A 13,963-nucleotide genomic window follows, 5' to 3' on the forward strand; every position below is an offset into this window, starting at 1 on the left:
GTTATTGCTTCGTTTAGCCGGTAATCGACAGCAATTCTGTCGCCTGGCGGGCATTCTGCTCCGCCGTTTGCATCAGCTTGATATTGAGATCGTAATGGCGGGAGTGGCTGATCATCTGCACCAGGCTCTCGACCGCATTGACGTTGCTGGCTTCCAGGAAGCCGCTCTTCAGTTGCACGTTGGCCGCAGCCGGCGCGTCCTGGCCATCGTGCTGACGGAACAGGCCGTCATCGCCCTTGTACACCGCCCGCTCCGCCGGATTGACCAGCTTGATGCGGCCCAGCACCTGCACGGTACGGTCGGCGCCGACACTGGCCGAGGCCGATACCGTGCCGTCGATGCCGAGGGTGATGCGCGAGCCCGGCGGTACCACGATCTGGCCGCCCTCACCCTGGATTGCCAGCCCGGAACGGGTGCGCATCACACCTTCGGTGTCGACGATGTAGCCGCCGTCGCGGGTGTAGGCCTCGCCACCACCCGGTGCCTGCACCGCAAAAAAGCCCGGCGTTGCCAGCGCGAAATCGCTTTCGTTGCCTGTCAGCTGCAGCGAGCCCTGGCTCATGTCGTGACCGACGGTATTGTCGACCTGGTAGGTGCGCGTCGGCGCGCCGTCGCCGACCACGCGCAGCGCCCGGAAAGACGCCAGATCGGCCTTGAAGCCGTTGGTATGGACGTTGGCAAGATTGTTGGAAGTGGTCGCCTGTTGCCATGCGACGTGCTTCGCACCATTCATTGCCAGATACAGCACCTTATCCATGAATCCGTCTCTCCGCGCTTAGCGTGTCAACCCGCATTAACGCAGGTTGAGCAGGGTCTGCATGATAGTGTCTTGGGTCTTGATGGTCTGCGCGTTGGCCTGATAGTAGCGCTGCGCAATGATCATATTCACCAGCTCGGCGGTGGTATCGACGTTGGATTCCTCCAGCGCCGACGGCTTGATGTAGCCCATGCCGCCGGAGTTGGGGTCGGCCATGCTGCGGGCACCGGCGTCGCTGCTGTACAGCCAGCGGTTGTTGCCGTTAGGCACCAGACCCTGGATGTTGGAGAAGTTGTACAGCGTGATCTGGCCGATCGGCTCGGTCACGCCGTTGGTGTAGTTGGCGTAGATCACGCCGGCGGAGTCGGCACCGATACCGGTGAACTTGCCGGCCGGATAGCCGCCGGCCACCTGGCGGGAGACGCTGTAATCGCCGCTGTACTGGGTGCTGTTGGTGAAGTCGATATCGAATGCCGGGTGGGCACTGGCGGCACTGGTATCGGCAGCGATGGTGATGATGTTGTCCGACCACGCGGTCAGCTGACCCGACTGGTCAAACTTGACCTGGGTCGGCGCGCCCGCCACCAGGGTGCCGTCTACCGAGTGGTACACGTCCCAGTTGTTCACGTCCAGCGTCGATGGCGGCACGGTAGCCGGCACCACCGGATCGACGGTCGAGGCGCGGCGGGCAAAGTACACCGACACGGTATGCACGTTGCCGTAGTTGTCGTAGAACTTGGCACCGCTGGTATAGGAATAGGTGGACGCGTCCAGCGGGTCAAACGGCTTGACCGCCGGGTCGATCACCGCGCCACCACCGTTCAGGTTGAAGCTCCAGTCGATACCGCGCTCGCCGGGAGCACCGGTCGCCTTGGCGATGCCGCTGTTGATGGTGGACACCTGCAGCGGCTGTTCGGCACCGGTCTTCACGCCGTTGACCATCTGGTAGCCGTTCAGGTAGTAGCCGTTGTTGACGATGTAGCCTTCCTTGTCCAGCTTGAATTCGCCGTTGCGGGAAAACGCCTCGATGCCACCGTTGCCGGTGTTCTCGCTGGTCAGCCGGTAAAAGCCGTTACCGGAAATCGCCATGTCCAGCGGGTTGTTGGTGGTGGTGATGTTGCCCTGCTGGAACTGCTGCGACACCGCCAGCACCTGCACCCCGACGCCGGCCTGGGTATTGGTACCCGCCTGGGTCGAGGCCGAGGCCAGCGAACGGGCGTACAGATCGCCAAACTCGACGCGCGAGCCCTTGAAACCGATGGTGCTGCCGTTGGCAATATTGTTGCCAATCACGTCCAACTGCTTGGACGCCGCGCTCAGACCACTCAAACCTTGCTGGAAACCCATGTTCTATCCCCCGAATGCTTAACCGGAATGTCTTAGATAAGTTGCGTCACGTCGCTCATCGACATCCGCTTGCCGTTTTCCAGCACCAATGATGAAACACCCTTGTCGATCGCCACACTGCTGATCTTGATCGGATTCAGGATCTTGGCATCCACCGCCACCGAGCCGTTCACCGCCTTGATCGAGATCGAATACTGGCCGTCCGGCTGTTGCACGCCGGCCGCGTTCTTGCCGTCCCAGCCGACCGTCAGCTGGCCGGCAGTCTGTGCGCCAAGCTTGATCTCGCTGACCACCACGCCGGCAGAGTTCTTGATGGTGACCACCGCGTCGCTGGCCGACTGCGGAAAGTCCACCACTGCCTTGGCCGCGCCGCCGTTGAGGCTGACTTCGTTACCGGGGATCAGCGCGTAGCGGCCGATCATCAGCGTCGCCAGCAGCGACTGGCTGGCGGACTGGTTGTCCGACAGCGCCTTGATCGAGGCGTTGACGCTTTCCAGGCCGCTGACGGTACTGATCTGCGCCATCTGGCTGGTCATCTGCGCGTTGTCCATCGGGTTCGACGGATCCTGGGTCTTCAGCTGCGTGGTCAGCAGCTTCAGGAAGCGGTTCTGGATGTCTTCGGCGTTACTGGCCGCCTTGTTGCTGGCGACGTTGAACGACTCATAGTCGATGCCGGTGGCGGTGGCGCTGTTTACGGTTGCCATGCGAGACCTCTAACGGTTACTGGCCAAGCTGCAAGGTTTTTTGCAGCAAGGTCTTTGCGGTATTCATTACTTCGACGCTGGTCTGGTAGGAGCGCGAAGCGGAAATCATGTCGGCCATTTCTTCCACCGGGTTGACGTTGGGCATCTTGATGTAGCCACGCTCGTCGGCCAGCGGATGGCCCGGTTCGTACTTGAGGCGGAACGGCGAGGTGTCCTCGACGATCGAGGTCACCCGCACCCCGGCCACCTGCGGCATGTCGGCGGTCACCGGCGTGGCGGTGAACACCGCGTGGCGGCCGCGGAACGGCTCGCCGGTGGAGCTGGTGGCGCTCTCCGCGTTGGCGATATTGCTGGCCACCAGGTTCAGACGCATCGACTGCGCCGTCAGCGCCGAGCCGGCAATATTGAAGACATTAGACAGCGACATGCTTATTGCCCACCCTTGATTGCGTCCATCAGCCCGCTGATTCTCCGGTTAAGGAAGGTCAGCGTGGACTGGTATTTCATCGCGTTATCGGTAAACGCGGCGCGCTCGACGTCCATGTCGACGGTGTTGCCGTCGAGGCTGGGCTGTACCGCGCTGCGATACTGCAGACCGCCTTCATCGACGCTGGCGTGGCCCTGGGCCGCCAGATGGCGCTCGTTGCTGGTCGCCAGCGCCAGCCCGCTTTGCGATGCGCGCAGCTGGCCTTGCAACGCCTTGCCAAAATCGAAATCCACCGCCTTATAGCCTGGCGTGTCCGCATTGGCGATATTGCTGGCAATCACTTCCACCTTCTTGGCGCGCAGGCCAAGCGATTGCTGGAAGAAATTGAGGTGGTCGGAAATCTTGTCGAGCATGATCGGTCATCCGTTAAGTTGGCATCCTCAAAGCATGAACTGTGCCAATCAAAAAACGGCCGGCCAGCGCTCAAGTTTTGCCGGAGACGGCCGAAAACCCCTGCCCGGCGCCGTATCCGCCGCCGGCAAGGCGGCAAGATTTGCCGCCGCGCGCCGGAAACGGCAACGCCACCGGCAAGGGTGGCGTTGGGAACGGCAATGGCGGCCAACGTTGGCCGCAAGGTAGCGCGCTTAGTCGTCGCTGCGGATCTCGAAATCGTGAGTGATGTCGGCGGTCTTGCCGAGCATGATCGAGGCCGAGCAGTACTTCTCCGCCGACAGCTTGATGGCGCGCTCCACCACGTCCGCCTTCAGCTCGCGCCCCACCACCACGAAGTGGAAGTGGATCTTGGTAAACACCTTCGGATCGGTGTCGGCGCGCTCGGCGTCCATCTCCACCCAGCAGTCGCGCACGTCCTGGCGCGACTTCTTCAGGATGTTCAGCACGTCATAGCTGGTGCAGCCGGCGGTGCCCAGCAGCAGCAGTTCCATCGGCCGCGGGCCGAGGTTGCGGCCGCCGCCTTCCGGCGCGCCGTCCATCACCACCGCATGGCCGCTGCCGGTTTCGCCCATGAAACACACGCCGTCCACCCACTTCAGTCTTGCTTTCATCTTGCCTTCCCCTTGGATTCAGACCGCAAGCGTATCACTGCCGATTTGGGCGAACAAAGAATCACCGGTAAAATGGAAAGATTGTTTAGTTTTGAAGCCACTCACATGCTCGTATTGGGAATTGAATCGTCTTGCGACGAAACCGGCGTCGCGCTGTACGACACCGAACGCGGCCTGATCGCCGACCAGCTGCACTCGCAGATGGCGATGCACGCCGAATACGGCGGCGTGGTGCCGGAGCTGGCCAGCCGCGACCACATCCGCCGCGTCACGCCGCTGACCCGCGCCTGCCTCGCCGAAGCCGGCAAGACGCTACAGGACATCGACGCCATCGCCTACACCGAAGGCCCGGGCCTCGGCGGTGCGCTGCTGGTCGGCGCCAGCTTCGCCAATGCGCTGGCGGTGGGGCTGAACATCCCGGTGATCAGCGTGCACCACCTCGAAGGCCACCTGCTGTCGCCGCTGCTGGCCGAGCCGCGGCCGGAATTCCCGTTCCTCGCGCTGCTGGTCTCCGGCGGCCACACCCAGATCATGGCGGTGCGCGGCGTCGGCGATTACGAGATCCTCGGCGAGACCGTGGACGACGCCGCCGGCGAAGCCTTCGACAAGACCGCCAAGCTGCTCGGCCTGCCCTATCCCGGCGGCCCGCTGCTGTCGAAACTGGCGGAAGAAGGCGACCCGGAACGCTTCACCCTGCCGCGCCCGATGCTGCACAGCGACAACCTGGACATGAGCTTCTCCGGCCTGAAAACCGCGGTGCTGATGCTGAAGAAGCAGGTCGAGGCCGAATACGGCAGTATCGATGAACAAACCCGCAAGGACATCTGCCGCGCCTTCCAGGAAGCCATCGTCGACGTGCTGGTCAGCAAGTGCATGAAGGCGCTGAAACGGTACGGCCTGGAGCGCATCGTGGTCGCCGGCGGCGTTGGCGCCAACAAGCAGCTGCGCGCGGCGCTGGATGCCGCCGCCGCCAAACGCCGCTTCGGCGTGTTCTACCCGCCGCTGAAGCTGTGCACCGACAACGGCGCGATGATCGCCTTCGCCGGCGCCATGCGCCTGCAGTACGCGCGCACCGCCGGCAGCTTTACCGTGAAGCCGCGCTGGGACCTATCCACCCTGCCCAAGGCCTGACCCTCACCCGCCGGCCGCCACCAGGCGGCCGCCCTACCGAATCGCTATGATCCAGCTAAAAAACCTGTCCCTGCGCCGCGGCCTGAAAGAACTGCTTGTTGCGGCCAACCTCACCATCAACCCCGGCAACAAGGTCGGCATGACCGGTGCCAACGGCGCCGGCAAGTCCAGCGTGTTCGCGCTGCTGAAGGGCGAACTGCACGCCGAAAGCGGCGAAGTGCTGCTGCCGCCACAGTGGACCATGGCGCACGTGGCGCAGGAAACCCCGGCGCTGCCGCAATCGGCACTCGACTTCGTACTCGACGGCGATGCCGAGCTGCGCCGCCTGCAGCAAAGGTTGGCCGCAGCCGAAGCCAGCGCCGACGGCAACGCCATCGGCAGCCTGCACGCCGAGCTGGACCGCATCGACGGCTACTCCGCCGCTGCCCGTGCCGGCAAGCTGCTGGCCGGCCTCGGCTTTCCCGTCGAACACCAGAGCCGCGCGGTATCCACCTTCTCCGGCGGCTGGCGCATGCGTCTGAACCTGGCGCAGGCGCTGATGTGCCGCTCCGACCTGCTGCTGCTGGACGAACCGACCAACCACCTGGACCTGGAAACGGTGCTGTGGCTGGAAGACTGGCTGAAGGCCTACGAAGGCACGCTGATCGTGATCTCGCACGACCGCGACTTCCTCGACAGCGTGGTCACGCACATCGTCGACGTGTCGCAGCAGAAGCTCACCCTCTACACCGGCAACTACAGCCAGTTCGAGGTGATGCGCGCGGAAAAGCTGGCCCAGCAGCAGGGCAACTACGAGAAGCAGCAGCGCCAGGTCGCACACCTGGAATCGTTCATCACCCGCTTCAAGGCCAAGGCCAGCAAGGCACGCCAGGCGCAGAGCCGCATCAAGGCGCTGGAGAAGCTGGAACGCATCGCGCCGGCGCACGTCGATTCGCCGTTCGACTTCCACTTCGACACCCCGGACAACCTGCCCAACCCGCTGCTGAAGCTGGAACGCGCCGATGTCGGCTACGGCGACACCCCCATCCTGCGCCAGCTGTCGCTGTCGGTGGAATCCGGCAGCCGCATCGGCCTGCTCGGCGTCAACGGCGCCGGCAAGTCGACGCTGGTGAAGCTGCTGGCCGGTGAGCTGCAACCGCTGGCCGGCGAGGTGATCGGCGCCAAGATGCTGCGCATCGGCTACTTCACCCAGCACCAGCTCGACACCCTGCGTTCCGACGAATCGCCGCTGTGGCACATGCAGAAGCTGGCGCCGCAGGCACGCGAGCTGGAGCTGCGCAGCTTCCTCGGCGGCTTCAACTTCCGCGGCGACACCGTCAACAACCTGGTCGGCCCGATGTCCGGCGGCGAAAAGGCGCGCCTGGCGCTGGCGCTGCTGGTGTGGCAAAAGCCGAACCTGCTGCTGCTGGACGAACCGACCAACCACCTCGACCTCGACATGCGCCACGCGCTGATGCTGGCGCTGCAGGACTTTGGCGGCGCACTGATCGTGGTATCGCACGACCGCTCGCTGCTGGAATCCACCACCGACGCCTTCTGGCTGGTGGCCGGCGGCAAGGTGCAGCCGTTTGACGGCGATCTGGAAGACTACCGCCAGTGGCGGCTGCAGCAGCAGGCCGACAACGGCAAAGCGCCGGGCAGCGCCGCCAGCGACGGCGTCAACCGCAAGGAACAGAAGCGGCTGGAAGCCGACGCCCGCAACAAGCTGGCGGCGCAACGCAGGCCGCTGCAGACCAAGCAGAACAAGCTGGACAAGGACATGGCGCTGCTGGGCAGCGAGAAGGCCGAGCTGGACGCCTTCCTGCTGCTGGAAGAGGCCTACCAGGAGCACAACAAGGCACGCTTGGCCGCCGCGCTGAAGCGGCAGGGCGAACTCTCCGCCCAGCTGGACGAGATGGAAATGGCGTGGCTGGAACTGCAGGAAGCGATGGAGGCACTGGAGGGCTAAGCCGGCGGCGCCCGCCAAACCCGTCCTGAACAGCACTGCGGCCAACCTTGTTACCAAGGTTGGCCGCAGTGTTTTGTGCCTGTCGTCTCAGCGCTGGCTGAACAGCGCCTTGCTGATGAAGTGGCGCGACACCCGCGTGCGCGGCACCTTGCTGTCGAACCACTCGCGCACGTCCGCCTCCAGCCCGATGCCGTGCATGTAGTTGTACAGCGCCTTGTTCAGCGCGCGGCCCATGGCGTCGTGGTCGGTGCCAGTCGGGTCGATGAAGCCGATGTCGTTCTTGGCGAAGGTCACCTCCGGCAGTGGAATCAGCTTGACGCCGTACTCCTCCGGGTTCTGCCCCACTGGCGAGTGCACGGTGCAGGCGAAGCGGTGGAAGAAGCCGCTCTGGATGCAGCCGTTCTCGAACAGCTGGCGCACGTACTCCAGCGCGTCCACCGTGTCCTGCACCGTCTGCGTCGGAAAGCCGTACATCAGGTAGGCGTGCACCAGCACCCCGGCCTCGGTAAAGCCCTGCGTCACCCGCGCCACCTGGTCCACCGACACGCCCTTCTTCATCAGCTTCAGCAGGCGGTCGGAGGCCACCTCCAGCCCACCGGAGATGGCGATGCAGCCGGATTCGGCCAGCAGCTGGCACAGCTCGGGGGTGAACGACTTCTCGAAGCGGATATTGCCCCACCACGAGATGCTGACATTGCGGCGCAGCAGCTCCTCGGCCAGCGCTCGCAGCATCTTCGGCGGTGCGGCCTCGTCGACGAAGTGAAAACCGGTCTGGCCGGTCTCGGCGATGATGGCCTCGATGCGGTCGACCAGCGTGGCGGCGGACGCCGTCTCGTAGCGCGAGATGTAGTCCAGCGTCACGTCGCAGAAGCTGCACTTCTTCCAGTAGCAGCCGTGCGCCACGGTCAGCTTGTTCCAGCGCCCGTCGCTCCACAGCCGGTGCATCGGGTTGAGCATGTCCAACAGCGACAGATAACGATCGATCGGCAGCCCGTCCCAAGTCGGCGCGCCGACGTCCTCGAAGGCGATATCGCCTTCCATCATGTTGACGTAACGCACGGCACCGTCCTCGCGCACATAGGTGCGCACCAGCCGGCTGACGCCGCGCTGCCCCTGCAGGTGCTCCAGCAGCGCCAGGATCGGCTTTTCGCCGTCATCCAGCGTCACGAAATCGAAGTAGTCGAACACGCGCGGCTCGCGCAGTTCGCGCAGCTCGGTATTGGCAAAGCCGCCGCCGAGCGCAGTACGGATCTGCGGCCAACGTTGCTTGATGGTCTGCGCGATGCGGAACGCGGCGTACACCGAGCCGGGGAACGGCACCGACAGCAGCACCAGGTCCGGCTGGTGCTTCTCGATGGCGGCAAGGGTCAGCGCCTGCAAGGTGTCATCCACCAGCGTCGGCGGCGCCGAAAGCGCAGCGGCCAGCGGCTCGAAGGTCGGCTGGCTCATCGCCAGCGATTCGGCGTAGCGCACGAACTCGAAGCGCTCGTCCACCGCGTCGCGCAGCACGTCAGACAGGTCATTGAGGTACAGCGTGGCCAGATGCCGCGCCCGGTCCTGCGCCCCCAGCGCGCCGAACGCCCACGCCAGCGGATCGCCACCGTCCGGATCATCCGGGTCGACGTAATTGTCCAGCGCGGCAAAGCGCGCCCCCTCCGGCAGAAAGCCGCGGCTGCAGATGCGGTGGCTGACGGTGGAATCGCCGCCCTGCAAGAAGCGGATCACCGGGCCGATGGTGGCGAGATAGCGCTCGAAAAACTCGACAAAATGGCGCACCTGATGGCTGCGCTTTTTCGGCGCGATGGCGTCGATGCGCTCGCGCACCGCCTTCAGGCCGGCCACCGAGAACAGCTGCAACACCAGCGCCAGCGCCAGATCCTCCTGCACCGCATCGATCTGGCGCGAGCGCAGAAAGCCGGTGATATAGGCGGTGGACGGGTAAGGCGTGTTCAGCTGTGTCATCGGAGGGATGACGGACAGCACGTGGGGTGAAGCATTGTGGGGCATGGCAAGGTTCCGGCTGCAAAACAAGGCGGGCAGCTGCAAGCTGCCCGTGATGGCGGGGATTTTCTCATGAAACGGCGAGCGTGGGCAGCATTGCGGCCAACCTTGCGACCGTAGCCTCTGAGAGCGTGCTCAGGATCTCGCGAGCTAGAGCGAGACAAGGCGAAAACGGATGAGGAAGCGGAGTTGACATGGGGTCAATGAGCATTCCGAAGCCGTTTTCAACGCGGTACCGCCGAAGCACAGCAGATCGTGAACAGGCTCTTAGCGCACGACCAGCTCCACGCTCTGGCTATGGCTCAGGCTGCCGCTGCTGCCGGTGACCAGCAGGCTGCGGCTGCCGACCGGTGTCGTCTTGGCTGTCTTGACGGTCAGCGTGGACGAGCCGGCGCCGGCCACCGGATTGGGGGTGAAGCCGAAGGTGGCGCCGGCCGGCAGGTTGGACACGCTGAGCGTGACGGCGCCGCTAAAGCCGTTCAGCGCGCTGATGGTGGCGGTATAGCTGGCGCGGCCGCCGCGCTTCACCGTGCGGCTGGCCGGCGACACCGCCAGCGCAAAGTCGGCATTGGGCGCCGTCACCACCAGCGTGGCCGTGCTGCTGCGGCTCAGCCCGCCGCCTATGCCGCCGATCAGCAGCGGGTAGCTGCCGGCCGCGGTGGCGCTGCTGGTGCTCACGCTGAGGGTGGCCGTACCGCTCCCGCCGCTGAGCGGATCGGGGCTGAAGCTGCCGCTGGTGCCGGACGGCAGGCCGCTGACGCTGAGATCGACACTGCTGCCGAAGCCGCCCGTGGCGGTGACGGTGGTGGTGTAGCTGGTGCTGCCGCCGCTGACCACGCTGCGACTGGCCGGGGTCGTGCTCAGCGAGAAGTCCGGGCTGGCCACCGCGGCGGCCAGCGGGCCGCGCGACAGGTCGAACGCGAAGCTGCCGCCCTTGCCGTTATTGACGTCATCGACGGCGCCCTTCACCTCGATGCGGTAGGTGCCGGCCACAGTCGGCATCGCGTGCAGCGTTTCCTGGCGCCCGAGCGCCACCAGCGGCGCGCGCGGCGCGGCGCAGTCGCTACCCTCGCCCATGCAGCCGCTGGCCGACAGCAGCGTGCCGTCCGGCGCCAGCAGCCTGGCGTCGAGATCCGGGTCCCACTGGTAGGCAAAGCAGAAACCGCCAAACTGCAGCACGCACAGCGGCTGGCCGACGATGGTCACCGTGGCCGCCAGCGGCTGGCCGAGATCGCCTTCTGCAAGATTGAAACTATGGCTCCACACCTGGTTGTTGCCGACACTGGCATCCACATGCACGGCGGTGGGCATCGAGGTGCGGACGCTGGCAGCGGCATTCTGCGCGCGAGCGACAAAGGCGTAGCCGTCGAGCAGGCCGGCACCCCATTCGTTGTCCTTGCCGCTGGCGCCGCGATCCTGCGCACTGCTCTCCAGCAGGCTGCGCACCTGCGCCGGATTGCCCTTCAGCGCCGGATTGGCCTCTAGCGCCAGCGCCACGGCACCAGCGACAAACGGCGTCGCCATCGAGGTGCCGCTATAGACCACATAGTCGCCGACGCTGCCGGACTTGGCCGCGGCAATGCGGTGCCCCGGTGCGCAAACATCGGGCTTGATGTAGCTGGTGGTGGCGTTCACCGTGATCGGGCCGCGGCTGGAAAACGCCGTCAGGTAGACGCCGTCGGAATGGTTGGCCGCAGCCGGTGCCGCCGACCACTCGGCACAGGCGCCGACGGTGATCGCCCCCGCCGCCGCGCCGGGCGAGCCGACGGTGCCGGGTTCGTCGCCATCATTGCCGGCGGCTACCACCAGCACCTTGCCCGCCGCCACCGCGGCGTCCACCGCCTGGCTCATCGCGTCCTTGCCGTCGGCAGGCGGCAAGGCGGCCAGGCTCATGGAAATGACGTGTACCCCGGTCTGGGCGGCGCACCACTGGATGCCGGCGACCACATTGCTTTCCGCCCCGCTCCCCTGCGCGTCGAGCACCTTGGCGGCGTACAGCGCCGCGCCGCTGGCCACGCCCTGGAACGCCGCAGCGGCCGATCCGCCGCTACCGTCGCCGGCGGCGATGGCGGCGACATGGGTGCCGTGGCCGTTATCGTCATAGGGTGCGCTGCGGCCGGCGACATAGTCGATGAAGGCGGCCACCTTGCCGTTGTCCAGCTGCTCGTGCAGCGGATCGACGCCGGTGTCGACGATACAGATACCGACATTGCGCCCGATCAGGCCGCTGGCCCCCAGCCCACGTGCGGCCTCGATGCCGAAGTCGGCGCGCGCGGCGTCGAGCTGGGTCTGCACCGTGGCGTCTTCCTCGATGCGCAGCAGGCCCGGCGCGTGCATCAGCCCGCGGATCTGCGCCGCGCTGAGGCGGCCGGCAAAACCGGGGATCAGCTTGAATTCATGACGCGGCACGAAGTTGCCCAGCGTCTGGCGTGCGGCCGCCGCCTGCGCCGGCTGCCGGAAGGTGACCACCACGTCGAAGCGCGCATCCGGCGCCGCCGTGGCCAACTGCTGCTGCAGGCTGTCGCCGAGGCCGTCGCCGTCTCGGTCCGCCAGTACTGCCGGCGGCGCCAGCAGCGGTGCCGCCGCGGTCGGCGCAAGGTTGGCCGCAGTGGCGAAACACGGCAACAGCAAGGCCAGACAGCAAAGCAGGATCGAACGATGCATGGCATCCACCTTCGCGCCGGATCGCAGCCAGACCGCAACGGCCACCGCTCACCACGCCCAGTACCGGCCACGCCACGGCCAGCGCCGCCAGCCGCACGCGGCGGTGGCGCGCCTGAGCAGCGGCCGGTTTTGTTGCAACGGCGCGGCCGGTTACCGCGCGCCAAGCCGACCTTTCCGGCGGAGCACGGCCGGAAACGTCATCTCACCGTTATAGAAGGCCGCCGACGAAAAACCCACACCCGCCATCGGCCGGCAACGAGCATCGCGACATGGCATGGATAACGGCGATGACAGCAGCAAGCGCTTTGCGCACGAGACGATCAAGCGGGGGCACGCGGCGGCGAATGGGAGGCAAGTGACAGCCAGCACAGCAGGCCGCCACGCGGAGGAAGGCCGGGAGAAGACATGGATCAGACAAGTGCACGGTGACTGGGCAGCGGCGGCCCGGCATGCCGCTCAATGGCAACGACAGGGTGGCGCTGACAGGCATTGCGCCCGCCCACACCGGCAAGCTGGCGGCGACCCTCACGCCGCGCCGTCGTCACCGTGCCGGAAGCGTCGCAGCAGGGCCTGCCACTGCGCGTCGCTGCCGCCTTCCGGCTGCTCCAGACGCAGCAGCTGCAGGTGCAGCAGCAGGTTTTCCAGTACCAGCCGCGCGGTTGACAGCAGGTAGATCAGCTGGCACTCCTCCGCCGAGGCGCTGGCCTGCAGTTGCTGGTCACGCTGCAGCAGGTCGCTCAGTACCAGCCGTCGCAGCTGGTCTTCGTCCATTGGCAGGTCGCCAAAATCCAGCGGGTCGCCCTGCTCCACTTCCTGCAGCAGCTGCAGCATTTCCTCCAGCCCCAGCTTCATCGCTCGCCCTCCCGGCTCCCTGACTTTGAGTGTAGCCAGTAAATACCGGCGCGCTGGCACGGGGCGACGCTCGGCAATGGCTGACGCGCCATGCCGCGCGAGCGGCAGCCGGTGCGGCAGCAGACCTTGCGGCTAAACTTGGCCAGCCCCGAGCCGCCAAGCGGCGCGATGGCAGGACCTTGCGCCCTACCGGCCGCGCAGACAGCGGCAGGCGGCGAGCGCAACGGCTCAGGCCAAATCGAACAGCAGCGCCTGCAGCGGCTCGCTGCCGTTGTTGCGCAGGGTGTAGGCCGGCAACTCGCTGACCCTGGCGCCATCGCCCGGCTCCAGTTGCGTGTCCGCCAGTTGCAGGCTGCCGCGGATCAGGTGCACATAGCTGCGACGGCCGCTGTCCTGTGCAAAATCCAGCGCCTCACCCGGCGCCAGCAGCAGCTGGTACAGGCGTGCATCCTGGCGGATGGCGAGGCTGCCGGCGGCACCGTCCGGCGAGGCCACCAGCGTCAGCCCCGGCTGCAGGCCGAAGCCCTTCTGCCGGTAAGCCGGCACGCCGCCGGTCTCGCGCGGCTCGATCCAGATCTGCAGGAAGTGCAGCGGCGCGTCGTTGCTGGCGTTGAACTCGCTGTGCATGATGCCGCGACCGGCGCTCATCACCTGGAATTCGCCGGCGCGCAGCACCGCCTCGTTACCGGCGGAATCGCGGTGGCGGATGGCGCCGTCGAGCACGTAGCTGATGATTTCCATGTCGCGGTGGCCGTGAGTGTCGAAGCCGGCGCGCGGCGCGACGCGGTCGTCGTTGATCACGCGCAGATCGGAAAAGCCCATGTGCGCCGGATCATAGTAGTTGCCGAAGGAAAAGCTGTGGCGGCTCTGCAGCCAGCCAAAGTCGGCCTTGCCGCGGGCGTGGGCGGGACGGATAGCAATCATGTTCTGGCTCCTTGGGCGTGCGCTGACTGGCGATTGCCAATCTCGATGCCGGCATCGTAGCGCCCGCGCCGCGCGCACCATAGCGGAAAAAACCGACTGCCCGTTCAGGAAAACCGAACAAGGTACAGGACACCATCCGCCAAG

Annotated in this window: 12 protein-coding genes; 2 read left to right on the forward strand and 10 right to left on the reverse strand. The window is 65.9% G+C overall.

Annotated features, from left to right (window positions below):
- Positions 1-13: 13 nt before the first annotated feature.
- The 6 genes from PQU89_RS12245 to PQU89_RS12270 form a co-directional block, all read right to left on the reverse strand.
- Positions 14-757: a flagellar basal body rod protein FlgF gene (locus PQU89_RS12245; protein ID WP_272766095.1), complete on the reverse strand. Its 744-nt coding sequence runs from the start codon at positions 755-757 to the stop codon at positions 14-16.
- A 36-nt stretch (positions 758-793) separates the two neighbouring features.
- A complete protein-coding gene (gene flgE / locus PQU89_RS12250) occupies positions 794-2,104 on the reverse strand; it encodes a flagellar hook protein FlgE (protein ID WP_272766096.1) in 1,311 nt (436 codons plus the stop codon).
- Positions 2,105-2,136: 32 nt separating this feature from the next.
- Positions 2,137-2,808 (reverse strand): flagellar hook assembly protein FlgD, encoded by a 672-nt coding sequence (locus PQU89_RS12255; RefSeq protein ID WP_272766097.1) that lies wholly within the window; start codon positions 2,806-2,808, stop codon positions 2,137-2,139.
- Positions 2,809-2,824: 16 nt separating this feature from the next.
- Positions 2,825-3,235, reverse strand: coding sequence for a flagellar basal body rod protein FlgC (flgC, locus tag PQU89_RS12260; protein ID WP_047967019.1), 411 nt, complete (start codon positions 3,233-3,235; stop codon positions 2,825-2,827).
- A 2-nt stretch (positions 3,236-3,237) separates the two neighbouring features.
- On the reverse strand, positions 3,238-3,648 hold the full coding sequence (gene flgB / locus PQU89_RS12265) for a flagellar basal body rod protein FlgB (RefSeq protein ID WP_272766098.1): 411 nt from the start codon (positions 3,646-3,648) through the stop codon (positions 3,238-3,240).
- A gap of 231 nt (positions 3,649-3,879) precedes the next feature.
- Positions 3,880-4,299 carry an OsmC family protein gene (locus PQU89_RS12270; RefSeq protein WP_272758385.1) on the reverse strand — a complete coding sequence of 140 codons (420 nt, stop codon included), beginning with the start codon at positions 4,297-4,299 and terminating at the stop codon, positions 3,880-3,882.
- A gap of 105 nt (positions 4,300-4,404) precedes the next feature.
- Between PQU89_RS12270 and tsaD the strand changes: the two genes are divergently transcribed.
- Positions 4,405-5,430 carry a tRNA (adenosine(37)-N6)-threonylcarbamoyltransferase complex transferase subunit TsaD gene (gene tsaD, locus PQU89_RS12275; protein ID WP_272766099.1) on the forward strand — a complete coding sequence of 342 codons (1,026 nt, stop codon included), beginning with the start codon at positions 4,405-4,407 and terminating at the stop codon, positions 5,428-5,430.
- 46 nt (positions 5,431-5,476) lie between these two features.
- Entirely contained in the window at positions 5,477-7,378 is a 1,902-nt protein-coding gene (locus PQU89_RS12280; protein WP_272766100.1) for an ATP-binding cassette domain-containing protein, read from the forward strand.
- Positions 7,379-7,465: 87 nt separating this feature from the next.
- Here the strand turns inward: PQU89_RS12280 and PQU89_RS12285 are convergent, their stop codons facing one another.
- The 4 genes from PQU89_RS12285 to PQU89_RS12300 form a co-directional block, all read right to left on the reverse strand.
- On the reverse strand, positions 7,466-9,385 hold the full coding sequence (locus PQU89_RS12285; protein ID WP_272766101.1) for a B12-binding domain-containing radical SAM protein: 1,920 nt from the start codon (positions 9,383-9,385) through the stop codon (positions 7,466-7,468).
- A gap of 261 nt (positions 9,386-9,646) precedes the next feature.
- Positions 9,647-12,043, reverse strand: coding sequence for a S8 family serine peptidase (locus PQU89_RS12290; protein ID WP_272766102.1), 2,397 nt, complete (start codon positions 12,041-12,043; stop codon positions 9,647-9,649).
- A gap of 525 nt (positions 12,044-12,568) precedes the next feature.
- On the reverse strand, positions 12,569-12,895 hold the full coding sequence (locus tag PQU89_RS12295) for a hypothetical protein (protein WP_272766103.1): 327 nt from the start codon (positions 12,893-12,895) through the stop codon (positions 12,569-12,571).
- A 228-nt stretch (positions 12,896-13,123) separates the two neighbouring features.
- Complete coding sequence (locus PQU89_RS12300; RefSeq protein ID WP_272766104.1) at positions 13,124-13,819, reverse strand: pirin family protein; 696 nt, start codon at positions 13,817-13,819, stop codon at positions 13,124-13,126.
- Between the last annotated feature and the right edge of the window lie 144 nt (positions 13,820-13,963).

It is taken from the genome of Vogesella indigofera, from assembly GCF_028548395.1.
Taxonomy (GTDB): Bacteria; Pseudomonadota; Gammaproteobacteria; order Burkholderiales; family Chromobacteriaceae; genus Vogesella; species Vogesella indigofera_A.